Raw genomic sequence first — 26,849 nt, forward strand, 5'->3', positions numbered from 1 at the left:
GCCGTCCCCTCCTTAACTCAATTGTTGTACATGTCTTGTTACTTTAGGCTGATAGCTTCGCAGTTTTTGCATCGCCGAGCCGTGATGTTCAGGGTATACTTCTATCATTTCTTCCGGTTTTTCCTCCGGCTCTTCCGCCTGTTTCATCATGACAAACTGATTCAATGGGCCGCCGAGCAATCGTTCAAGCGCCGCCATTGCTTCCGGCGCTTCAATTGATCCGACTCCCGCCTGTTTCATCCGCTCTTGATATTCGGCAGATGATACGATTCCGACACTGCCCCAGTAGCTCCAATTCATCACTGCCGCCGAATACGGCCGAACTTGAGCCAAATGAGCGGCAAAGGCATCTTTGAAACTGCACCCGGCAGCATAATTGCTTTGTCCGGCCGCTCGTGCAAATGATTGAACAGATGAGAAGAACAAAGCAAAGTCCAGCGGCTCATTTTGGAACACGCGGGCCATATTCACGCTGACATTGACTTTTGCAGCGAGCACGCTTTTCAAACGGCTTTCCGGCATATTCGCCAGGCTCTGATCCTCTAAAACAATTGCGGAATGGATGATTCCGTTAATTTGCGGGTGCGTGCGTTTGATCGTTTCATACGCCCGTGTGAGCTCATCCGGATTTGCCGCGTCAGCTTCAATATAAATCGGCGCCGGCCCGAATTGGCTGAGTCTGTCGATTTTTTCCTGGATGGCGCTGTTATGTTTTCGTCTGCCGATCCAAACGACTCGCGCCTGATACGTTTTCACGGCATATTCGCTCCATGCCTCGCCGATGCCCCCCGCGCCGCCGATGACGACATAAACGCCGCCTTTTTGGTAAGCGGTCCGGCTTGACACCGGCTGCTGTACAGGAATGAGACGCTGTTTGTACCAGTGATTGTTCCGGTACGCCCAAGTGTTGCCTTGCTCATCAAACGGCGCTGAGAACAGCTCCGCCTTTGAAACATCTTCCGGACATCCGGCATCAATCAGCCGTGTTTGCCAGTTCGGATACTCTTTTGCGAGCGAACCGATCAAACCGTGAATGCCTGCATGAGCCGGATCAATGATGTCCGCCGGCTGTACGGACTGTGTTTTTATTGTGACTGCTGTCAAGCTGATTCGCTTGCCTCCGTATCCTAAAGCAAGCATCGCCTTAATCACTCTGTACATCTGGATGACGCCCGCATCTTGAGCTTTCACCATGTCATCAGCGCTGTGAAAAGGAGCGATCCATACGATATGCCCGAAAGACCCTCTTGCTTTCAGTTCAGCCGCAACAGCCTCTATTTCATCCTCCGGGTTGATATGAAGCCGTTTCGCAGAAGGATGATGCAATTGAAAAGCCGTGCTTTCCTCATCCCCTGCGATAAAGACAACCTCTTCCGTCTTATATGCCGGGCTTGGGTCACGGAATTCCGCAAGATCCCATACCGGAGCCAGAAGGTTTGCTCCATTTAATGATGTTTCCGGCGCCGGGCCTTCCATCCTTCTGGAAGAAATCCCTTTAATCCTGATACAGACCCGGCCTGTCTCATCGCATAAGTCAATGTCCAGCCGCTGTATTTTTTCATCCGTTCCCCGGGAGCTGACATACGCCCACATGCTTGTCGTGCACGGGCTGAAAATGTCCAGTTCCTCAAGGGCGAACGGCAGTGACAGCTGGTTATCATCTGCATGCAGCTTCAGTCCGATTGTCGCTTGCAGAGCTGAATCAAGCATACACGGGTGAAGAACGTATTGATCTGCCGTTTCTTCGAGGAAGGAAGGCAGACGGAGCTCAGCTAATGCTTGATTGCTTCCGATATGAATGTGCTGAATTCCTTGTTGTCCGGGACCGTAGTCAATGCCGATTTTGCTGAATAAGCCGTAACACTGTTCAGAAGTCAGCATGCTGCGGCCGCATTGAGCTTTCAGTGCGCCTATATCACGGTGCGGAGCCTCACCGGCGCTGAGAATGCCGGCAGCCCCCTGACAGTGTATCTGCCTGCCGCTTGCTTCTGTTTGTGAATCGGTGTAAATGTCATACACGATTTCACCGTTTTCCCTCGGGTTCAGGCTGATTTGCGCTTCAATCGGGCGGTTTCCCGCTTCGATCGGCCGAACCCAAACGATGTTTTTCAGACGGATGACAGAAGGACGTTCCTTTTGCCCTTTGACTGCCTGAGCAACCGCCGCCCTGGCCATTTCCAAGTAGGCAACGCCCGGCATGACCGGCTTGCCTTTAATAAGATGATCGGTGAAAATCGTCTCTTGTCCCGTAAATTCGGATCGGTACCGCTGCTCTGTTAAATCCGATACATTTTCGTGAAGCAGCGGGTGCAGCACCCGCGCCGTCGGCACAGCTTGCGGTTTTTCTGCTTTCGGCCGGTTGTCCGTGATCCAGTACCGCTCTTTCGCAAACGGGTAAGCAGGAAGACTCATCCGTTGGGGCTTGATATCAGAATATAAGCCGTCCCATTTGATATCCGCGCCCTGCACCCATAATTCCGCAAGCTTGTCATTCTCCCGGCGGCTTATCAGCTCTTCGATATCCGCTTCGCCGTTTGCGCCTGCCAGAATGGATTTCAGCGGGATTTTACCCGCTTTTCCTTTATAAATGCCCGCTATATCATAACGTCCTTTCGCACAGCTTTTTAGCTTGTCCCGCAGTTCTTCGGCCGAGGAAGCGATAATGGCCGCTCTTTCTTCCATCGCATCACGTCCCTGCTGAAGCGTGTAAGCAACATCGGCAAGATCAGCATCCGTAAAAGAAGCTTGCGCCAGCTGCTGCGCTTGTTCCTGCAGACGTTCTTCTTCTTTGGCCGACAGCACAAAGATTTGAGGGTGTGTGAAAACAGCTGTTTTTCTTTCTTCCTTCGGGATATATTCTTCAATGACGACATGGGCGTTTACGCCGCCGATGCCGAAAGAACTGATTCCCGCACGGCGCGGCAGATGATTGCCGTTTTCGTCTTTCAATGCCGTCCATTCTCTTTTTTCCTGTACGATGTAAAACGGACTGTCTTTCAGCTTGATATACGGGTTGATGACCTCGCTGTGGAGGCTTTTTGCAAGTGTTTTATGCTTCATCTGCATCAGCACTTTGATCACACCCGCGACACCGGCTGCCAGTGACAGGTGGCCGATATTGGTTTTAGCTGATCCCAGACCGCAGTGACTCGCGTAAACGGCGGAATCGCCTGTTTTTTCGTATAGCTTTTGAAAGGCGGATTTCAGGCCGTTGATTTCGACCGGATCGCCAAGCTCCGTTCCGGTTCCGTGCGCTTCTATATAAGTGACGGTTCTCGGATCAATGCCTGCTTTGTCATAAGCCGTTCTGACGACTTCCGCCTGGGCTTTCGGGTTCGGTGTCGTCAAGGAGTTCGCGCGTCCGCCGTGGTTGACCGCGCTGCCTTTAATGACGCCGTAAATATGATCGCCCGCTTTTTCCGCTTCTGACAGCTTTTTCAAAAACAGAATTCCGGCACCTTCACTGACGGCAAATCCGTCCGCCCTGTCGGAGAACGTTTTGCATTTCCCTTCTTTGCTCAGCGCACCCGCTTTGTCATAAGCGATGTGGCCTTGCGGTGTGACGACGGTATTCACGCCGCCGGCGATCGCCATCTCGCAGTTCCCGTTTTCAATGGCGCATACGGCGTGATGAATCGCGACCAGCGAGCTGGAACAAGCCGTGTCGATCGGTTCACTCGGCCCGTGCAGATTGAGCATATAGCTGACGCGGTTCGGCCCTGCTGACGGACTCATATTTGCGGCTGACGCACCGCCGATATCCAGGTCGGAAAACAGTGAGCCGTATCCGGTATTCCCCGTGCCGATATACAGGCCTGTTTTCGTGCCGGAAAGGCTTTTAGCGGAATATCCCGCATCTTCTATCGCCTTCCACGCATACATCATTAACAAGCGCTGCTGGGGATCCATCTGTTCGGCTTCCAGCGGTGAAATTCCGAAGAACAGCGGATCAAATTCCGCAACTCCGTCAATAAATCCGCCCCACTTTACATTTGTTTTGTTGGCTTCGTTAAGCGGGTCACCGTAATACTCCCGCCAGTCCCAGCGATCCGCCGGCACCTCTGTTATACAATCTTTTCCCTCTTCTAAATTGCGCCAATACTCATCAATATTTGCGGCTTTCGGAAACACTCCGCTCATGCCGACAATGGCAATCGGTTCCGGTTTATGTTCAGCCGCAGTCTGAACCGGCTGTACGGCTGTTTTTGCAAATCGTTTGTTCCCTGCCAGTCTGATGCCGCCATCATCTGTTACACCGCTTTGTTTTTCTTCTTTCGGCTGTGTGCTGCCTGCAAATTGTGTTTGATAGTCTTCTGCTAAATGATGCGCCAAGGCTTGAATCGTCGCATATTCAAAAAATATGGTCGGTGTGAGATCAAGCTGATAAGTGTCATTCAGCTTGTTGGCGAATTCCGTCAGCGTAATGGAATCAAATCCGTATTGATTGAACTCCAATTCGCTATCGATTTCTTCAATGTTTATTTTCAGAAGCCCGGAAACTTCTTTTGCCAGCAATTCCTGAAGTTTGGCCGTCAGGTCTTTCGGCGCAGGCGTTTCCTCCGTTTTCTTAACCGGTGCAAAAGCGGCTGCGGGAGTCTTTTGAAGCAGTTTTTCCCGCATTACGGCGCGGTTTCCTTCCATGACGAGCACGCTTGTTTTCCCCGTGCTCCATGCTTTGTAAAGAGCTTCTATTCCGGTTTCAGTGCGCATCGGTGTTACGCCGGTTCTTTTTTCGGTGAGCTTCGCCATTTCTTCATTGACTTGCATTCCGCCGTCTTTCCAAAGCGGCCAATTGATTGACAATGTGTGACCGTGGCGGTACATTGCCGTAACCAGCGCGTTGCGGTATGCCGCATAGCTGTCCATAAATGCGTTTGCCGCCGCATAATCCGCCTGTCCCGCATTCCCGGTGACACCGGAAATGGATGAGAAAACGATGAAAAAGTCCAGCGCTAAATGCTCGGTTGCTTCATCAAGGTTGACAAATCCGTCCGTTTTAGGAGCCAATACACTGTAAAACTCTTCGGTTGTTTTCTTTGCGATATATTGATCATTCATCACACCCGCGCTATGAATGATGCCGTGAAGGCCGCCATATTCCGTTTCAATTGTTTTGACCAGGTCTGCCGCAGTTTGAGCGTTTGTTACATCAGCCTGTTTGTATTCCGCTTTTGCTCCGAGTGATTCAAGCGATTGCAGCTGCATCCGCTGATTCTCGCTTAATGCGGAACGGCCTGTCAAAACCAGTGTCGGCTCTTTGACTTTCCGGGCAATTTCTTTCGCGAAAATAAATCCTAAGCCCCCGGCTCCTCCGGTAATGAGATAAATGCCTCCGTCGTTCCACGGAATGCGTACTTTGCCGCCGGACACGGCCGTTTCTTTGACATCTGCGCTGTATCGGATGCCGTTTTCATATTTGATATGGCTGTCATCAGCCCTTGTTTTATTTTCTCTGATGATGTCTGTGATTCTGCCGTTTTCCGCCGGTTCTATTTCAATCAGCTGGGTTTTCAGTTTTTTATGTTCCAGGCCGGCTGTTTTTAGCAGAGCTGAAATCCCTGAGAGCAGCTGATGCTTATCTGTTTTAGCGAGAACCGTCTGGATAAGGACGTCTCCTTCCGTCTCTTCCTTCAGCAGTTTTTGCAGCGTCTCCAATATCCATCCTGTATAATCACGGAAGCGCGCCGCCGCTTTCCCGTGCGGGGAGGTCATTTCAAAACATTCAGCTCCCGCGGCTTCAACGGCTTGTTTTAATCCGGCGTCTGTGTCACAAAGCATTACGATATGCCGGGCAAAAACGGGTTCCGTTTGAACGGCAGTTTCATCGCTTCGTGTCCATACCGGCTCAAGCATGAGCGTTTCCGGAGCTTTTTCTTTTTTCTCAGGTTCTTTTTCAGCCATTCTGAATGACAAACCTTTCAGCCTTACGCAAACCTTGCCGTTTTCATCACAAATATCAAGATCGCGCTTTTCAATCTGGCCGGCTTTCTGGTCTTCAGAAAGTCTGGCGTAAACCCACATCTCGGCAGCGCATGCGCTGAATACTTCAAGCTCCTGAACCGCAAACGGAAGCATCAGTTTTTCATCATTTGTTCCGGTTAATATGCTTGATGCCTGCAATGCAGAGTCCATTAAGCCCGGATGCATGACATACTCCTGTACCGTGTCCGCACAAGCCGCATCAAGAGACAGTCTGCCCAATACGAAATCATCACCTGTATAAATCGCTTTGACACCCCGGAAAGCCGGGCCGTAATCAAAACCGATTTTGCGGTACATATCGTACACTTCATCTGCAGAAAACGGTGTCTCGGCGGATTGTGATCTCAGTTTTTGCAGATCAATGACCGGAGCCTTTGCGTCAGGGCGGACTGATACTGCCCCTTGGCTGTAAACGGACGGCTGATCTGTTTCCCGGCCGCTGTAAATGTCGAATTGAACGTCATTTGCCGTTTCAGGAATGAGACGGATGTTGACATGAACCGGCTCGTCTTCAATGGTGATCGGCCGCACCCAAACCGTATTCTTAAGCTTGACGCTTCCTTGTCCGGCCGGTACTTCAGATGCCTGTTCCATTGCTGCGCGCGCCATTTCAAGATGTGCCACCCCCGGTAAAACCGGCACGCCTTTTACAACATGATCCGCAAGGTAAAATTCTTCTCCTGTATAGATTGAGCTGAACCGCTGTTCTGCAAGGTTTGAAGTATTTCTGTGCAGAAGCGGATGAAGCGCGTCTTGTTTTCCGGCAGACACAGTGCTTGTTTTTTCGTGTTTTCCGGTGTGTTTCGCCGCCCAATAGCGGTCTTTTGCAAAAGGATACGACGGCAGGCTCATGCGTTTAGGCGGCCGGTCTCCATACAGCTTCGCCCAATCGACGTTCAACCCTTTGACCCATAATTCAAGCAGCTTCGCGTATTTGCCGCGTGCCATCCATTTTTCAACGGCTTCTTGAATTTCTTCATCTTCCGTCAGCATTTGCAGCGTGCCTTTGTCTATTCTTCCTCTGTACAAATCCGCATGCTTATCTCCAGTGATAAACTGTGACAGTTTTTCCTGCAGTTCTTCTGCGGATCCGGCAATAACCGCCAGGCGTTCTTCCATGGCGTCCCTTCCGATCTGGAGGGTATATGCCATAGAAACGAGGCTGGATTGATCGTACCGTTTTTCAGTAAGCGCACGTTTCAGCTGTTTTGCCTGCTCTTTCAGGCGTTTTTCATTTTTGGCGGACAGAACGAAAAGACATGGGTCGATATGAGAATCATCTGCATCCTCTCTGTCTTCTGGGATGTATTCTTCGATGACGACGTGGGCATTTACGCCTCCGATGCCGAATGAGCTGATGCCCGCGCGGCGCGGCTGTTCGTTTCCGCGTTCGTCTGTCTGCGTCTTCCATTCCATCGTCTCCCGCACCAGGTAAAACGGACTGTCTTCAAGCTGAATATACGGATTTACCGTCTCACAGTGGAGACTTTTGACTAATGTCCGATGCTTCATCTGCAGCAAAATTTTAATAATGCCCGCTGCTCCCGCGGCAAGGGATAAATGGCCGATATTCGTTTTGACCGACCCTAAGCCGCAATAGCCGGCCGCTTTCTCTTTTCCGTCTGCAAACGAGCTGAACGCTTGTTTCAGGCCGTTAATTTCAACGGGATCCCCCAATTCTGTTCCGGTGCCGTGCGCTTCGATATAAGAGACTGTTTTCGGATCAATGCCCGCTTTTTTGTATGCGGCTTTAATGACTTCCGCCTGTTGTTTCGGGTTAGGCGTTGTTAAAGATGCCGCACGGCCGCCGTGATTCACCGCGCTTCCTTTAATGACGCCGTAAATATGGTCCCCATCCGCCTCAGCGGCTTTCAGCTTTTTGAGGAAAAAGAGCCCGGCTCCTTCACCATGGGCAAAACCGTCAGCCTGATCGGAGAACGTTTTGCATCTTCCTTCTTTACTCAGCGCGCCCGCTTTGTCAAAGCTGATATACACATCCGGAAGAACAATCGTATTGATTCCTCCCGCCAAAGCCATGTCGCACGTCCCTTCTTCAATTGAAGAAACGGCATGGTGTATGGCAACGAGCGAGCTTGAGCAGGCGGTATCAATCGGCTCGCTCGGCCCATGCAGATTGAGCGTATAGCTGACACGGTTCGGTCCGACAGACGGACTTGTATTCGCCGCGGATGACCCTTCAATCGCCGCATCGGCATTGGCTAAAAGAGAACCGTAGCCGGTGTTTCCGGTCCCGATAAACACACCTGTCTTTGTGCCTGAGAGACTCTTTGACGCATATCCGGCATCTTCAATCGCTTTCCACGCATACGTCAGCAAGAGGCGCTGCTGAGGGTCCATTTGCTCCGCTTCCCGCGGTGAAATCCCGAAAAACAACGGATCAAATTCAGCAATTCCGTCAATAAACCCGCCTTGGTTGACGTTTGTTTTATTGGCTTCTTTTGCGGGATCCCCGTAATAGTCCCGCCAGTCCCAGCGGTCTTTCGGAATCTCGGTCATGCAGTCTTTGCCTTCTTTCAGGTTCTGCCAGAAAGCTTCAATGTCTTCTGCCATCGGGAAAATCCCGCTGATGCCTACGATTGCGATCGGTTCCGGCCCTTGGTCCCGCTGCACTGTCTGCGGAAGTGTCTCAGGCAGAGTGCGGCGCCGCTTAACGGCCGGGCGCGTGATTTGAGTCTCTTTTACCGGTCTTGCCGATTGAACCGTTTTTGTATTTACCGCAAACCGTCCGGCAAATTCCTCTTCGTATTCACTGATTAAATGAACGGCAAATTCATGGATTGTCGGATGATCAAAGAAAATCGTCGGCGTTAACGTAAGCCGGTACGTTTTGTTTAACTGGTTCGTAAACTCAGTCATCGAGATAGAATCCAGCCCGTATTTTGTCATTTCTTCGTGAGGATCAATTTTGTCAATGTTTACTTTTAACAGCGAGGCCGTCTGCTGTTTTAACAGATGCTTCACTTTTTCAAGCAGGCTGTCAGCATCAACGTCATGACGTACGCCGGTCTCTGCTTCCGGATGATCATTCTCTTTGCGAAACAGTTTTGCTTTCATGTTTTTCACATCTCCTTCAAGAACCGTCATCCGGGCTGTCCCGCTCATCAAGCCTTGATATAAAGCCTTGATGCCGGCATCTGTGCCGAGCGGTGCGATTCCCGCCTCCTGCATCAGCATATCTTCCGTCTGCTTTCCTGCCTGCATTCCGCCTTCTTTCCATAACGGCCAGCTGACAGAAAGCGTCTTTCCGTATCTTTGTCCTGCGGCTTGTAAAGAACGGCGGTACTCGGCATACATCTCCATAAAGACATTTGCAGACGCATAATCAGCCTGGCCGACGCTTCCAAGCACACCTGATAAGGATGAGAAGACAATAAAGACATCTAATTTCTCATGTTGTGACGCTTCATCAAGATACACAAGGCCCTTCACTTTCGGAGCGAGAACGTGTTGGAATTCCTCTGCCGTCTTCTTCACCATGTAGTTGTCTTTTATAATGCCGGCACTGTGAACAATCCCGTCCAGCTTGCCGTGCCGTTTACGGATATTGCGGATCAATCGGTATACTTCTGCTTCGTCCGTGACATCGGTCTGCTCGTAGAAAACAGAAGAGCCGGCAGCACGTACTATTTCCAGCATGTCTTTCTGCTTTTCTCCGAGAGCGGACCGGCCGGTTAGTATGATGACGGCATCTTTTGTACGGTTTGCGATCTCTTTTGCAAAAATCAGACCTAAACCTCCAGCACCTCCTGTAATGAGATAAACGCCTTCGTCTTTCCACGGAATGTCCGGCTCCGCTTGAGAAATATCCATCTCTTCCCAATCAGCGGCAAAGCGCTTGCCGTTTTCATATTTCACATGGACGCTTTCGGCATGCATACGGTTTTCCGCCGCTTTTTCCGCGATGCCTTCAGCACTTTCTTTCTCCTCGGCTTCGATCATTTGACAGATCAGCTTGGAATGTTCAAGGCCTGCGGTTTTGAAGAGGCCGGTAATGCCTGAGAACACCTGCTGTAAGCCTGCTGACCGCGTAACAGCCTGAAAAAGCACGCGGCCCTTCGGCTTGCTTTTCATTATGGTTTTGATATGGTCAAACAGCTGACCCGCATAAGAATGATACCGCTCTGCAATAGATGCGGGACGATCGTCCAAGATAATGACGCTTGCATGTTCAAGCTTTGCTTCGACAGCTTGTTTAACGGCTTCATCGTACTCACAAAGGAAAATGATATGCTGTTCATACGAAGGCGCATGATCGGCCGGTTCCGGCTGCTCTTTCCAGACCGGTTCAGCGAACAATGTGTCCGTACGGCTGACCGAAACGCCGGCACCCGCGTTTTCTTCCATGATTCGCGTTGAGAAACCTCTCATCCGCACACAAAGCCCGCCGTTATTGTCATATAAATCAATATCTGCTTTTTGGATAGGATCGCCGGCTTTATTGTTCGCACTGAATGTGACGTGCACCCACATATCATCAGCGCACGGATTCAGAACGTCCAGCTCCTCTAAAGCAAACGGCAATGCGGCTTTGAATGGTTCCCCGCTTTCTGCCAGCAGCGCTCTCGTCACGTTTTGCAAATATTCGGCGGCCTGAAGCGCACCGTCCATCATACTCGGATGAAGGATATAATCAGCTTTCGTATGGGAGACGGATTCAGGAAGCTTCAATTTAGCAAGCAGCCGGTCTTCGCCTTTGTATACAAGCTGGACACCTTTGTAGCCAGGCCCGTAATCAGCTCCGATCATTCCTTTGTAAAACGCTTGAGATTCGATTGTTCCCTGTGTGCACCGGCGCTTCAGCTGCTCAATATCCGCCGCTTCCTCCGGTTCCTTCCGGATGATTTCAGCGATGCCCTGATTATAAAGAGGAGCTTCTTCACCGATAGAATCGTTACCGCCGTACATTCTGTATTGAATCTGTCCGTCCTCTTCTTCATAAAGTCCGATATGGACACGGACAGCGTCCTGATCGGCTATCACCGGGCGTACCCATACGATATTCTTTAAGCGCAGGCCGAGAGAATCCTCTGTTGCCCCGCCGATGCTTTTCTCCGCCGCGGCCCGTGCCATCTCAAGGGTAACGGCAGCCGGCACGATCGCCATTCCTTTAATGATATGCTCGGCAATAAAATACTCTTTTCCCGTGAATTCCGAACTGAACCGCTGCTCCTGCAAGACGGATGTATTCTGATGTACCAGCGGATGCAAAAACTTCGCATCTGTTTGCTTCACAGTTTCTTCCGGCCAGAAGCGCTCCTCTGCGAACGGGTAGGTCGGCGCACTGATTCTTCGCGGCGCGGAATCCTGATACAATAAGCCCCAATCAACACGCGCTCCTTCAATCCAGAGCGCCGCAAATGCTTTCAGCTTTTCATCACGTGTCTGACATGCCGCAAGCTCTTCCATCTCCTGAGCCGACACTTCTCTGCTTCTCACTTTTTCGCCCCGTAAGATGTTTTGGTCATTGCCGTTGATAAAATCCTGCAGCTGACGCTTCAAATCGTGATGATCATGACTGATAAAAACGGCTCTCTCTTCCATCGCTTCACGTCCGGTCTGATACGTAAATGCCAGATCATGCAAGGAAACATCGTTTTCGGCTTCATCCAGAAAGCCGGATAAACAAGATGCATAGGCAGTAAGACGCTGCTTATTTCTCGCTGACAGCGGAACGATATAAGGCGGCTGTCCGTCATTTAATCCGCTGATCGTTTTGTTTTCATACTGTTCAAAAATGGCGTGTGCGTTTGTTCCTCCGAGTCCGAATGAGCTTAACGCTGCCCGGTGCGGCGTCTCTCTCTCCGGAAGCGGTTTTCTCTTATCCGCCACATAAAACGGCGAACCGCTGAATTTGATATTCGGATTCGGTGACGTGTAATTAATGGTAGGCGCCAGCTCCCGATGATATAAACTCATGGCGACTTTGATGCACCCGGCCAGACCTGCTGCTGTATCCAAATGTCCGATATTCGTTTTTACGGAGCCGATCCCGCAATACTGCTCCCGGTCCGTGTAACGTTTATACACTTGCTGCAGCGCTGACATTTCAATCGGATCACCCAATGTCGTTCCTGTGCCGTGCGCTTCGATATAGGAAATCGTCTCCGGGTGAATATTCGTGCTGTCTAAAACATGCTGGATGACGTCAGTCTGACCTTTTACACTCGGTGCGTAAAAACCGACTTTATCCGCTCCGTCATTGTTCAGACCGATGCCTCTGAGCATGGCGTATATGTGATCTCCGTCCTGAACGGCTTGCGACGCCTTTTTCAGCAGAATGACGGCCGCTCCTTCTCCGCCCGCCATACCGTCGGCTGAAGCGTCAAATGCCTTGACATGCCCGTCGCTTGAAAAATTCAATCCGTTTTGATGCACATAGCCGATGCCGGTCGCTGCATGCAGCGTTGCTCCGCCGACGAGCGCGTATTCCGATTCTCCGCTCGTTATACTTCTATAGGCTGAATAAAGACCGACTAATGATGATGAGCAATTGGAATGAACGAAATAGCTTGGCCCTTTTAATCCGAGCTTATGGGAAACCATCGTCGGAATCGTACCGCTCTGCGCTAACACCCATGAGACATAGCCGTCGGGAGATTCATGGCCTTCTGTCGTTTTTTCCGGCAAAAGCGACCGATACGAATTATTGCTTGCCGACATATATACGCTTGTCTTCGGAATCTCTTTGGATACATATCCCGCGTCCTCGACGGCTTTCCAAGAATGAAGCAGCAGAAGCCGAAGCTGAGGATCCATAAATTCTGCGTCTTTCGGAGAAATGTGAAAGAACTCAGGGTCAAAGAGATCTTTTCCTTCTATCGTCGATAATGCCGGCACATAGTCGGGATTTTCGATCAAATCTTCAGGCACGCCGGCTTCCCGAAGTTCTTCTTCCGAGTAGAACCGGACGCTTTCCTTTCCTTCTCTTAACTGCTTCCAAAACTCATGATGATTTTTCGCGCCGGGGAACTGGCAGGAAATCCCCACTATCGCCACACTGTCGTCAAAGTAAGACGGCACCCCGTTTTGCGGTGTTTGTTCTCTTTCTCTCTCATCTTGGCCGGGCGCCTCTGATTCAGCCGCCTGTTTTGTTTCAACAATAAATCGGCTGATCGCCTGAATGGTAGAGTGTTCGAATAAATCCGTAACGGTAAAATCGCATTCCAGCTCCTGTTTAATGCGTTCTGCCGCCGCAACAGCCAAAAGCGAGTCGCCTCCCACATCGAAAAAGCCGTCTTCGATTTTGATGCCCGCCGTATTCAGCAGGTCTTCCCATATTGCGGTCACTTTCGCTTCCGCTTCTGATAACGGCAGTCTGCCCGTCTTTTCAGACCGGTGAACAATTACCTTGCGCTGTTTTAGGTCTTTGCGGTTCACTTTTCCGCTCGGTGTTAACGGCAGCGCATCCAGACGGATAAAATGAGCAGGCGCCATATAATCCGGCAGACTCGATAAAAGATGGTTGCGGAGCGCTTTTTCATCTGCCGTATGACCGGAGCGGGCCGTATAATAAGCAATCAGCTTTTTATGTCCGTTCTTTTCCTGAACAACAACCGCCTGATCAAGAATGTCCGGATGTTCGTTCAATTTCGTTTCAATCGCTCCCAATTCGATGCGGAATCCGCGAATTTTCACCTGACTGTCAATCCGGCCGGCATATTCTATATTTCCGTCAGGCAGCCATCTGGCTAAATCACCTGTCTTGTAAAGTTTTTCTCCTTCACTAAACGGATTATCAATAAATGATGCCGCCGTCAGCTCAGGCTGATTGTAATAGCCTCTGGCCAGACCGGCGCCGGCCACGCAAAGCTCCCCGGCCACACCGTCAGGGACGGGGCTAAGCTTTTCATCGACGATATAAAGCCGCGTATTGTGAATCGGTTTCCCGATCGGCGTATTCCTGCTTGTGATTTCCTTTTGGCCGCAGCTGTAGTAAGCGGCATAAATAGATGTTTCCGTCGGGCCGTATATGTTTTCAATTCTGGCATGTTTGAAGATGGAAACTGACTTTTTGACTAAATCTTTCGGAAACGCCTCACCGGCCACCATCACATATTTCACAGGGCCGTCTTCTGTAAATGCCGTATGCCGCTTTACCGTTTCCAGAAATACATTAAACACGGCGGGAGCAAAATTCAGGTGCGTGACCTGGTGGGTTTGGATGTATTCCATGCAAAGCTGCGGATTTTTTTCTGCACCAGGCGGCAAAATGACAAGCCGTCCGTTTCCGATAAACCAGCCGAATAATTCAGAAATCGAAACGTCAAATACGTAATTCGTTTTTAACAAATAGGCATCCTCTTGTGCGACCGGATACTCAGCTTCCAAAAACTGCAGCGTATTCATGATGGCCCTGTGCTCAACCATGACGCCTTTCGGTTTTCCCGTGCTTCCGGACGTATATAGAATATAAGCGAGATGATGCGGTTTTGAACGCGGCGTCAGTTTTGCCCCGCTGACAGAACGTCCGCTGTTTTCAATTTCCACCGTGCTCACACCGCCGATGGCCAACTGTTCAATCATGCCGCGCGTCTTTGCTTGCGTTAATACGATTGAAACGCCGCTGTCAGTCAACACGTGCGCCATCCGTTCGTTTGGAAAAGCCGGGTCCAGCGGCACATACGCGCCTCCCGCTTTTAAAATGGCGAGGATGCCGATGACCATCTCAAAAGAACGCTCCGTACAAATGCCGACCGGGCATTCCGGTGTGACGCCCTTTTCTTGCAGGTGCACGGCGAGCGCCGTGCTTCGTTCATCTAATTCGCGATATGTAAGACTGTTTTCACCGAATGTGACGGCTTCTCTGTCAGGGTGGCGTCCGGCTTTTTCCGCAAACACTTCATGAATGCAGCGCTCATTCGGCTGATGGGATGAACGGCTTGCTTCACGTTTTTGATTGAGCAGGCCGGAACAGGCTTCAAAAGCGATCTCCGGATCAGAAAGCACCTTTTCTGCCAGTTTCATATAATGCTCCGCCATCCGTTCGATGAAAGAAGGGCTGTAGACATCCGGGTTGTACAGAAATTGCAGGACGGTTCCTGTTTCTTTTTTATAGACTTCAAGCGCAAGCTCAAATTCGCCTTCCTGATGAATGTCTTCTATCATTTCGATGCCGAGTGATTGATATAGTTCCGCCAGCTTTTCCGCTCCTTCTGTCCGGAAGAAGTTTTGATAGAAAAACGCGGTTTGAAAAACAGGCGAAACCGCAGGCGAGCGTTCCGTCTTCAATTCTTTGACAAGCGCGGGAAACGGATACGCGGCATGGTCCAGCCCTTCTGCCAGTGTCAGCTGCAGCTCCTTCAAAAACGCCGTAAAGGATTTGGCGCCCGTCTCCCTGCTTCTGACCGCGATCATATTAATAAAGTATCCGATGACAGACTCAAATTGAGCCTCAGAGCGCCCCATCGTCGGCATGCCGACGATGACATCTTCCTGATTCGTATATTGATAGAGCAGCCCTTTGAAAATAGCGAGATACACAACGGATTCATTGACATTATGTTTTTGGGCGCACACTTTAATCTGCCGGTTCAGTTCATCAGGAAGCAAGGGCTGATACGCCTGCCCTTTGCAAGTTTGAACCGATGATCTCGGATAATCCGACGGAAGCTCAAGCACCGGCAGCGGTCCTTCCAGCTGCTTTTTCCAATAAGAGAGATGCGTTTTTCCCGCTTCGCTTTCCAGCAGCTCTTTTTCCCATTTCACAAAATCATGATAATCTGCGGCCTGCTGAACCATGACAGGTTCTTTGCCTTCACTTGCTTTTACATAAGCGTCCAGCAGCGCCGACATAAACGTCATAAGAGAGACGCCGTCAAAAATGATATGGTGAATGGTGATTAACACAATCGGCTCCCGCTTCGCCCGCCGGAATACATGAACACGAAGGAGCGGCCCGGTTTCAAGCGCGAACGGTTCTTTTGCTTTTTCTTTAATAAACGAAAGAACGTCACGCCCGCTTAATTCAGAAAGATCCATTTCTTCAATCGGAAAATGCCGATCCGTATCTTCTATCTGATACGGAAGGCCGTTTTCCTCTTTTATCACACTGGTCAAAATAGGGTGCTGGCGCTGCACGGACAAAAGGGCGTTTTTGAATGTCTCGATATCCAGCTTTTGAAAACGAAAGCATAACGGAATGTTATATGCGCTCATCTCCGGAAACATTTTCTGAAGCATCCACAAACCTTTCTGGCCTTCAGAAAGCGGACGTTTTGCAGTTGTCCGCTTGAAAGCCTGAAGCTTTTGTTCTACTTCAGCGATGGTGAGCGTTCCTGATCTGTAGGCATCGAGAAGTTCTTTATGATTCATAGGTCTTACTCCCTTCTATGATGTCTTGCACTCTTTTAAAATCTAATGTCCCCTCAGAGACCTGTTTCATCATGGCGATGATCTCCTGATCCGTATACTCCTTGTTATCCGGAGCGGCGGCTTCTGTTTCGGTTTCTTCCGTTCGGTAAAACGTTTCGATCGTTTCTTTGTGTTCTGTCAGGTAATAGCTGATGACGTCTCCGAGCGTGGCATAGCTGTAAAATAACGCCGGAGTAACTTCAATGCCGTAATGACTCGACAAAAGAGCGGCAAATTTGGCTAAATAGATGGAATCAAATCCGAATTCCGCCCAGTTTTTATGCAGGACGAGTTTATCTTTAGATATTTTCAGCAGACTGTGTATCAGCTCTTTCAAATCCGCTTCGAGCCGTTTTTCCGTGCTTTCTTCCGGGATGCGGCGGCTCACGGTTTCCAAAAGCGCATCCGGTTTTGATGAATCGTCCCGCCGTATGCCTAAAAATCGTTCGGCACGGCTTCTTTTGCCGGCAATGACAAGGCACTGGGTGTTGTCTTGAGAAATGATGCGCTCAAACAGCTCAATGCCTTCATTTGTTTCTAACAGGCGCTGGCCGCTTGATTGCAGGTACATGCCCGTCGTCTCTTCACCGCCGACGGCCATTCCGCCGTTTTTCCATACCGGCCAGTTTATGACAAAAGCGTTTCCGCTTTCGGATTGTTCGTTTTTATAGCGGGCATACGCCATTTGGAACCTGTTCGCGACCGCGTAATCACAGCAGCCGAAATCTCCTAAAACAGCCGATGTGGATGAAAAGTAGCAGATGAAATCAGGCGTTTCGTTTTTCAGCCACTCGTCAAGAAGCAGGCTTCCGTTTATTTTCGGTTCAAGCGTACTGCGGAAATTCCCGATTTCATTTTCAAAGACGGATGTTCTGCTTTCGATGCCCGCCGCATGAATGACGCCGTGAATGGCTCCGAATCGTTCTTTCGAGCGCTTGATGCAGTCGCCCATTCCGATCGGATCACAAACATCGGCTTCGGCGTAAAGAACACCCGCGCCGAGATTTTCCAGGTCTTTCATTTTTTCTTTCTTTTCTTCATTGATCGGCGACCGCCCCGTGAGAATGACATTTGCCTGGTAGTTCCGGGCGAGATGGCGGGCAAATAAGTAGCCGAGCCCTCCTAATCCGCCTGTAATGAGATATGTTCCGCCGGTTCTGATCCTGCCGTTTTCTTTCGTTAGTCCGGTTGGTTCGGTGTGATAGACATATCGTTTTCCCTCTTCCAAGAAAACGGTATGGTCTGTTTCAGCTTTCAGCTCGCCCCAAATGGTTCTCATCCAGTCCGTTATGGCCGCACCTGCTTTTCTGAAGTGGCCGGTAACACTTGTTTTCGGGAGAACAATGCCGAGCGAACGCTCAAAGCCGATCCATGATTCCAAGTAGCACCTTTCCAGACCGGATGCATATTCCCCCGCCAATAACAGCCTTTCCGGCTGCAGACCGGTCTCAGCCATTGCTTTGAGAATATGGACAATACATGAATAATCTTCGATGCAGCTTTTATCTTCAAGCGCCCATAAATACAAAATGGCGGAAGCTTCACCGTACTCTTTTTGAATATCCGCAAAAGCCTTCACATATGATTGCGGATCTTCCCGAACCACTTGGCAGCGGCCGGCGGACAGAGCCTCATATCGGTCTCCCTGAGCGATAAAAATAACGTCAATGTCACTGTCATACGATTTGATCACAGAGATGGCTTCCTGCTGATTCTTCTGATCAGTTAAGAAAGAAATCACCGTTTTGACTTGCTTTTCTCCGGCAGCCGGCAGAGCCTGTTCTTTAAGAACTTCTCTAAAAGCCATTACTTCAAACTGCTCCGCCGGATCAGTTTCATCAGCCGGCGCCTTAACGGGCGCAGCCTTGCTTTGTACAGGCTGCTGATGCCAGAAGCGTTCTTTCGCAAACGGATAAGCAGGCAGGCTGATGCGGGCCGGAGGACGTTCTCCGTATAATTTCGCCCAATTGATGTCCAATCCTTTTACCCAAAGCTCAAGCAGCTTAGAATATTTTCTTTTGCTGATCCAAGCGTCTATGATGGTTTCCATGTCATCATCGGCCGCAAATACGGCAAGCATCCGTTTGTTTTCTTCCGTGCCGTCACGGTGCAGTCCGGCGCTGTTTTGTCCGGCGATAAATCCATTCAGTTTTTCTTCAAGTTCATGAAGTGAATGGACGATAAAACCGAGACGCTCTTCCATCGGCACCCGGCCAGTCTGGAGAGTAAAGGCTATGCTCATAAGATCGCGGCCGCTGTATCTTTTTTCACGGATGGCGTCTCTGAGCTGTTTTGCTTTTTCAGTGAGCCGTTCGCTGTTTTTTGCGGACAGGACGATGATGGCGGGCTGATCTGCCGGCGTCTCATCAGGCACTTTGTCTGCCGTATATTCTTCTATGATGAGGTGGGCGTTTGCTCCTCCCGCGCCGAAGCTGCTTAACCCCGCCCTTCTCGGAAGCTCTTTGCCGCCGATGACGGGACGTTTCCACTCACCGAGCTCCTGCTGAACGGCAAACGGCGTATACGCGAAATCAATATTTGGATTCAGCTGTTCCGCGTGCAGGGACGGCGCAATTTGGCGGTCTTTGAGCTGGAATAATATTTTTGTCAGACCCGCAATGCCCGCGGCGCTTTCGCAATGACCGATATTTGATTTTGCGGAGCCGATGGCGCAAAACTGTTTGTCTGTTGTATCCTCTTCAAATGCTTTCGTTAATCCGGCGATTTCAATCGGATCTCCTAATGCGGTCCCCGTACCGTGGGCTTCAATATAACTGACGGTGCGCGCCGGGACGTTTGCCCTTTGGAAAGCTTCTTTTATTAAGGCGGCCTGCGCATTCGGATTCGGAACGGTGTATCCGTTCGTTTTGCCTCCGCTGTTAATGGTGCTTCCTTTAATCACACCGTAAATGTGATCGTTATCGGCGATCGCTTGCTCCAACGGCTTTAATACGACAGCGCCCACCCCTTCTCCGTCGACAAAGCCGTCCGCGCGGTCTCCGAACGATTTGCACGTGTCGCTTGCGGAAAGCATGTTCATGACTGACAGATTCATATAATGGATCGGGTCGGTCACTATGTTTACGCCACCGGCAATTGCGCATTCGCTTGAACCGCTGTATATGCTCTCAAGCGCCAGATGAATGGCTGTCAAAGAAGAGGAGCAGGCTGTATCAACGGCAATGCTCGGCCCTTGAAAATCAAAAAGGTAAGATACCCTGTTGGCAATGGACCAGTAGCCGTAGCCTGTCGGGTAGTTTTTGTTCATCGCGCCGGCAAAAACACCGATTTTTCTGCTTTGGCACAGGTTGTCAGGCGTATAGCCGGCATCCTCGATACTCGCATACGCCGTTTCTAAAAATAATCGCTCCTGCGGGTCCATTCGCTCCGCTTCCAAAGGAGAAATCTGAAAGAACAGCGGATCAAACTTGTCCATATCCTCAATGAAGCCGCCCCATTTCGTATAAATAGAGCCTTCTTTACCTTTCTCTTCATCGTAGTAATCCTGCCAGTTCCAGCGTTCCCGGGGAATTTCTTCTATGCAGTTTTTTCCTTTTTTAATATTATCCCAAAGCTCAGCCGCTGTTTTTGCCTGCGGGTAGCGTCCTGAAACACCGATGATGGCCACGTCGCGAACCGAACTTTGCCGGACGGGCTCTTTGGCTGCCCGCTTTTCCCTCCGCCGCCAGTCAGTGCGAAGCGGCTGAGCCGGCTGTACAGCCTGCGGTTCTGGTGATGCCTTCCGTTCTTCCTGAACAGGCGTTTGTCCCGTCAGTTTGATCATCGCGTCTTTTTTCGTTTTGATTAAGTGAGCGACGAGCGCCTCGATCGTCTGATATTCAAAAAATAAAGTGCTGCTGACTTGGTCCAATACATTTCGTAACGCGTTTGTCAGCTGTACGACGACGATAGAATCAATTCCGTATTTTTCAAGCGGCGCTTTCGGATCAATTTGAGCCGGCGGAATTTTTAATGTTTCTCCGATTAACGTTTTCAAGTACTCGGTGCTTTTTTCTGTTAAAGACGTGTCGCCTTTTTGCACCGTTGTTTGCGCCTGAAGTTCCGGCGTATATGCTGCTTTTGGCGGAGCGGTCCGTTTTCCGGCCCCTGATGTAAGCGTTTTTTGGCGAACAACGCCGTTGCTTTTTGCCGCTATAATCTGATGGCTTAATTCATGTGCCGCTTCTGCCGGGAAGAAGACAGAATGCCAGCCTTCACTTTCTAACACGCGCTTCCAGCTTTCCGGATACAAGCCCGGGCACCCCGGAATACGAAGGGCGGAATCTTCATGCAGCCACCAGCCTTCAAGCAGTCCGAAAGTAATATGCGGGAACAGGCTGTTTCCCGCCATTTCATTTAAGAGCAGCAAACCGTTGTCTTTTAAAACGGCTTTGGCGTTTCTCAGCGTCTGGCGGATGTCTTTCGTCGCGTGGAGCACATTGGCGGCAACGACGATGTCGTATGCGCCCGGCTCTATGTCCTGGCCGGCAAGCGGCGCTTCTGCGTTAAAAAGCTTATACGTCAGATAAGGATTCCGTTTGCCGTATTCCGTCTCCGCATGCACGAGAAAAGCTTTCGATACATCGGTGTAACAGTATTCTTTTATATGGTTTTGATACGGCCTAAGCTTTTCAAATATGCCTGCGCTTGTGCCGCCTGTGCCCGCTCCGATTTCCAGTATGCGGATCTCGGCTTTTGAATGTTTGCTGATGTTTTCTTTCACATAAGCCGTTAATGTTTCTGACAGGGCGCTGTTAAAGTAATCCGCGACTTGATTGTGCTTATAAATTCCTTCAACAAGTTCCATTGAAGAGTGCGGGAACATGATGTCAGTCGCCGGCACGTCTTCGCGCAGAATGTCCGGCAGTGCTTTAAGCATCGTCTCGGCTAAAACAGTCATCGCTTTTGTATCGGCGTTATTGAGCCATTCCTCTTTTTCCTGCTCCCATTTTTGCCATAGCGAGGCGGTTGTGTCTTCGGCACGGGCCGACAGTTTATATGAATCCGCATTCCCTTCCAGATAACCATGTTCCAGAAGGAAAGCGATCGTTTGATTGAGCCATTTTTTAAAATATTCGTGTTCGGGCTCATACGCTTTAAGGCTTTGCGGCGTCAGCAAGTCTGCTTCTTTAAGCTGGGCGATCAAAAGCTGATACAGAAAATCATCGAGCTTTTGATGTTCAGCCTCTTTTACAAGACGTGCGCCGGGCGGAGCGGCCTTCAGCTGTTGTGAAGAGACAAGCGGCTGAGACGGATAAACGGAAATTTTTTCTGTTTCACTCATCCCTTCGACTGCGACCGGTTTTGTCGTATGAATGAAAGCCGCTTGATCAACCGGCAGCGTCATAAGGGTTTCAAGCGCCTCCATTGCAGCGTCCGGTTCGATCAATCCCAATCCGATCTGATCCATCAGCTGAATAAAATTGCCGTCTTCAGCCGCTTCGCTGTTGCCCCAATAGCCCCAATTCATGACTTTGACCGGACAATTCCACGTCTGATCAAGTTCTTTCGCAAATGCGTCACTGAAAGCGCATCCTGCGGCATAGTGGCTTTGTTTCACGTTATGGATAAATGCCACAAGCGAGGAGAAGAAGAGCGCAAAGTCAAGCGGCTCCCGTCCAAATACCTCCGCCATGGACACACTGACATCGGCTTTTGCCCGCAGCACCGATTTGAACTCTTCTGTCTTCATATTATTTAAGCTTTGCTCAGACAGATCCATTGCCGAGTGGATGATTCCGTTCATTTTTGTGTGACGCTCTTTTATAAACTGATAAGCCCGCTCTAAGGAAGCACTGTCAGCCGCATCGGCGGAAACATATTCAGGCGCCGGGCCGAATGCGCTTAGCCGGTCGAGTTTCGCCTGTATGGAATCATTCAGTGTGCTTCTTCCGATCCAAATGATATGTGCTTTGTAGCGGCGGATCATGTATTCACTCCATGCCTCGCCAAGATATCCGGCGCCTCCGATCACGGCATAAACTCCGCCTGTTTGGTACAGCGTGCCGTTTTTCGGAATATTGTCAAGCGGTATCAGCTGCCGCTCAAACAGCTGCTGATTGCGGTACGCCCAAATTTGACCGTTTTTTCCGGCAGAAAGACTGAGCGCCTCTTCGATCGGCCAGCTGCCGTCCGTTTCCGTGTCAATCATGCGAATATTCCAATGCGGATATTCTTTCGCCATTGTTCCGGCAAGTCCGCTGACTGCGGCTTGTGACGGGTCGGCGCTGTCTTGATCGGAAAATGGCTGGGCATTTGCTGTGACGATGCACCAGTCCAAATGTTTTTCTCCGTACCCCAAGGCAAGCAAGGCTTTCATCAGCTTGAACACATGAAGAACGTTTCTTTCCTGTTCCTTGAGGCTGTCAGCACTTTCAGCCTGCGGAGCAAGCCAAATGATTTGCTCCAGTTCTTTTTGTCCTTCAAGCATGTGCGTAAGAGATGTGATATCATCCGTACCTCTGATCGGATAATAGGAAGCGTTCGGCAGATGTTCTTTTATGCGCGTATGCGTTCTGTCAGTTTCACCGAAAACCGCAGTCTGCTTTTCCGCCGTTTTTGCTTTCTTCGTTTTTTTAAGTGCAACGGGCTCCCAAGCCGGAATCAGCATCGTATGGCCGACAGGCGCCTCCGGGGTTTCACCGCCTGCTGTTTGGCCTGTGTCAAGCGCCCGGACGGACGCGCCTTTCATCCGGACATAAACCGTACCGGCATCATCGCACATATCAATGTCAAATTTTCTTACGTTGTCATCTGCTTTGCTGCCTTCTGTGTACCGGATATATGACCAGATATGTTCAGGACACGGCCCGAACACTTCCACTTCCTGCATTGCAAACGGCAGAGAAAGCTCGTGGCTGTCTGCATCGTCATGTATTGATCGGACAAGCAGACCGACGGAGGCGTGAAAAGCGGCGTCCATCATACTCGGGTGAAGCGTATACTGTTCTTTATTGTCATGTACGGCAGCCGGGAGTGAAATACGGGCCAATAATCGGTCTTCTCCGATCAGCAATTGCTGTACGCCTCTGTATGCCTCTCCGTAATCCAGACCGATCTTCTCAAAAGCACCGTAACATTCTTCCGCAGTCACGGTCCCTGAATTGCAGGAAGCTTTGACAGACTCGATATCAATCTGGGCGCTTCCCGGTTCGGTAATGACCGCTTCACCCTGGCTGTGAATAACCGGATCTTCGCCGTTTTCTGTTTCACTGAATATTTCATAGGTAATCTCACCATTATCTTCTGGATAAAGGGCAATATGTATTTCCTTCGGTTTGTCTTCAATCATGACCGGCCTGACCCAAACAACCTGCCTGAGTGTGACGCTATGGCCTTTTTCCGTCACGGCAGCGGCCTTTTTGACCGCCTCTCTGGCCATTTCCAAATAGGCGACACCCGGCAGTATTTTTTGTCCGTTGACGACATGGTCAGATAGGAAAAATTCATCTCCAGTAAAAAGAGACGTGAAGCGCTGATGCGAAAAATCTGACGTATTTTCTTGTAAAAGCGGATGCAGCACTGTGCCTGACACGCTTTTCTCCTGTTTTTTCTGCTGCGGAATCCAATAGCGTTCTTTTGCAAACGGATACGTCGGAACGCTTGTTTTACGCGGTTTACCCGAAGCGTACAGCCTATTCCAATCTATTATTTTCCCTTCTGCCCATAACTCGGCAAGCCGTATCGGATCATCCGTCTCTGGAGCGGTTTCGCTCAGTTCCGGCAGCTCGGCTTGTCCGCGCCAAAGACCGGGGATGTTTTCGTTTCCTTTTACGAAATCATTCAGCTTTTCTTTCAAGTCGCGGGTGTCATTTACAAGGAAGACAGCTCTCTCCTCCATTGCTTCACGTCCTGTCTGAAGTGTATAAGCCAGTTCAGACAGCACCGTCTTTTCTGAAAGCGATCGGGCTAATTTTTCCGCATAGGCCAGAAGCCTGTCTTTATTTCTTGCTGACAGCGGGATGAGTTTTGCTGCATCGTTCTCAGGTGCAGGCGCTTTTTGTTCAGGCTGAATGTATTCTTCTAAAATGATGTGGGCGTTCGAACCTGATGCACCGAAGGAACTGAGTCCGGCCCGGCGCGGATAATGTGTGACTTTTCCGTTTTCTTCGGCTGCCGGCTGCATCCACGGAGCAGTCTGCTGCTGTACGTAAAAAGGAGATCCCTCAAATTTCAGGTAAGGATTTAATTCCGCAGAATGCAGTGATTTGACAAGCGTTTTGTGATGAAGCTGCAGCGCCGCTTTTGTTAACCCGCTGATTCCCGCCGCTGATTCTGCGTGACCGATATTTGATTTGACCGAACCGATGGAACAAAATTGCTGATCCTGCGTCCCTTGGCTGAACGCTTTTGACAGACCTTCAATTTCAATCGGGTCTCCTAACGAAGTACCCGTGCCGTGGGCTTCCACATAACTGACGGTCCGCGGGCTGATACCTGCTTTTTTCAGACAGGCCTTAATGACTTCTGCCTGTGCAGCAGGACTCGGGACGGTAATTCCGCTTACTTTCCCGACGTGGTTAACGGCGCTTCCTTTAATGACCGCGTAAATGCGGTCGCCGTCTCGTTCGGCTTTTTCCAGCGGCTTGAGCAAGACCGCACCGACTCCTTCTCCGGAAACGTAGCCGTCCCCGCCCTCGCCGAATGTACGGCAGCGGCCGTCACTTGAGTGCATGCCCACGCTTCCGTAGCTGAGATATTTCGCCGGGTGCAGCGACAAGTTCACCCCTCCCGCAAGCGCGGCTTCACATTCGCCGCGGCGGATGCTTTCAATGGCCAGATGGACGGCGGTCAATGATGATGAACAAACGGTATCCACCGCGATGCTCGGCCCGTGGAAGTCACAATAATAGGACACTCTGTTGGCGATCTGCGCATAATTCAGTGAAACCGGAAAAGGATCAGTTTCAGATAATTGTTCTGCGCCGATTAAGGAATAATCTTTATGCATCACCCCTGCAAATACGCCGATCGGATGCTGTTTCTCCCCTTTATTTCCCAGCGTTTCAGGCGTATACCCCGCATCTTCAATCGTTTCCCAGCATGTTTCTAAAAACAGGCGCTCCTGCGGATCCATCGTTTCTGCCTCACGCGGTGAGATTCTGAAAAACTGCGGATCGAAACAGTCGGCATCGTCAATGAAACCGCCCCATTTTGATACTGTTTTTCCAGACGGGGACGTTACGTTTTGATATGTTTTCCAATCCCATCGGGACTTCGGAACTTCAGTGATGCAATCCGTGCCCGCCTTAAGGTTTTCCCAAAACTCCGCCACACTTTTCGCTTTCGGATAGCGGCCGGCCATTCCGATAATCGCGATGTCTCCGGTGTTTTTATGAAGTTCTGGCGCGTCCGGCGCCTCAGCTTCAGACCGTGATGGTTCGGCTGCACGTTCCTCCGCACATTCAAATGAACCAGTCTTTTTCAGAAAGACTGCGAGTTCTTTTATATTTGTATATTCAAAGAGAAGAGTGGGCGCGAGGTCCGCACCCGTCTTTTTACTGATATCCTGTACAATCTCAAGCAAAGAAGATGAATCCAGCCCAAGCTCGTAGTAGCCTGCAAGAACGTCCAGCGTCTCCCAAGGCTGCCCAAGCTTATCAGCCAAAAGCTTCTTTAAAAACAGAATGATGTCTTTTTCATCTGCGCTTTCCGGCTCAGTTGCAGCCTGTTGATTCTGTTCGGCTGTATTCGCGTCTTCTTCGAGCCGAACCGCTTTTCCCGTAATGTTTTTAAGCTCCGCCACCTTTTGTCCGGATCGGCTGAAGTACTCGATCGTCATCGTTGTGAGTTCTTTTTCCTGACGGACGCCGGAAGCGGCGATACGCGCCGTGCATTCTGATTGAAGCCTGTCAGCGGCCGTGAACGATTCATAATATAAAGGCAGGTGAAGCCGGTTTGTTTCTGAAAGCAAACCGCTCCCCCCGATCCCGCTCGCATCCAAAAGGGCCGGATGGAATAAAAAGAAATCTTTTCCTTCTTCGCAAGAAAGCTCAGCCAGCATGCCGCCTTCTGTTTCGTACAATCGTCCATTCGATTTCATCATCCCGGAATGAACCAAGTCATGATCCAGACAGCGGTTATACATGTCATCAAGATTCAGAGACCTGGCTGACTGCTTCACATCGCCGAAATCAATGGTTTCGTCAAATGTGACAGCGTCTCTTTTCACCATTTCAGCCGTCGCATATTGTATATTGTCTGACAGCTCGTCACCTTGCTGTTTCTGCCCTGAAAGGGAGATGAGCCACTTTCCATCTCCGCTATCAGAACATTGAATGGTCAGAATGATTGCAGCCGTTTCACTGACGGTTAAAGGCTGATAAATCGTAACGTGCTTCAATTCAAGCTCATTGTATACATAACCGTGTTCCTGAAAAACCTGATAAATCAAATCGATATAAGCAAGACCGGGCAATACCGCTTCACCAAAGACCATATGGCCTTTCATGATGGGATGATCCAGTGAGATATTGATTTTTTCCGATATCATTCCT

At 50.1% G+C, this 26,849-nt stretch carries 2 protein-coding genes; both read right to left on the reverse strand.

Translation table 11 applies throughout. The features are described from left to right. Window positions 1-12 precede the first annotated feature (12 nt). Window positions 13-16,314 (reverse strand): non-ribosomal peptide synthetase, encoded by a 16,302-nt coding sequence (locus MJQ52_RS02485; protein ID WP_094246920.1) that lies wholly within the window; start codon window positions 16,312-16,314, stop codon window positions 13-15. Further along, entirely contained in the window at window positions 16,304-26,845 is a 10,542-nt protein-coding gene (locus tag MJQ52_RS02490) for an SDR family NAD(P)-dependent oxidoreductase (protein ID WP_094246921.1), read from the reverse strand. Before MJQ52_RS02490 ends, MJQ52_RS02485 begins: the two co-directional genes overlap by 11 nt. Between the last annotated feature and the right edge of the window lie 4 nt (window positions 26,846-26,849).

Origin of the sequence: Bacillus sp. jun7 (assembly GCF_051034795.1) — a bacterium.
Classification (GTDB): Bacteria; Bacillota; Bacilli; order Bacillales; family Bacillaceae; genus Bacillus; species Bacillus velezensis.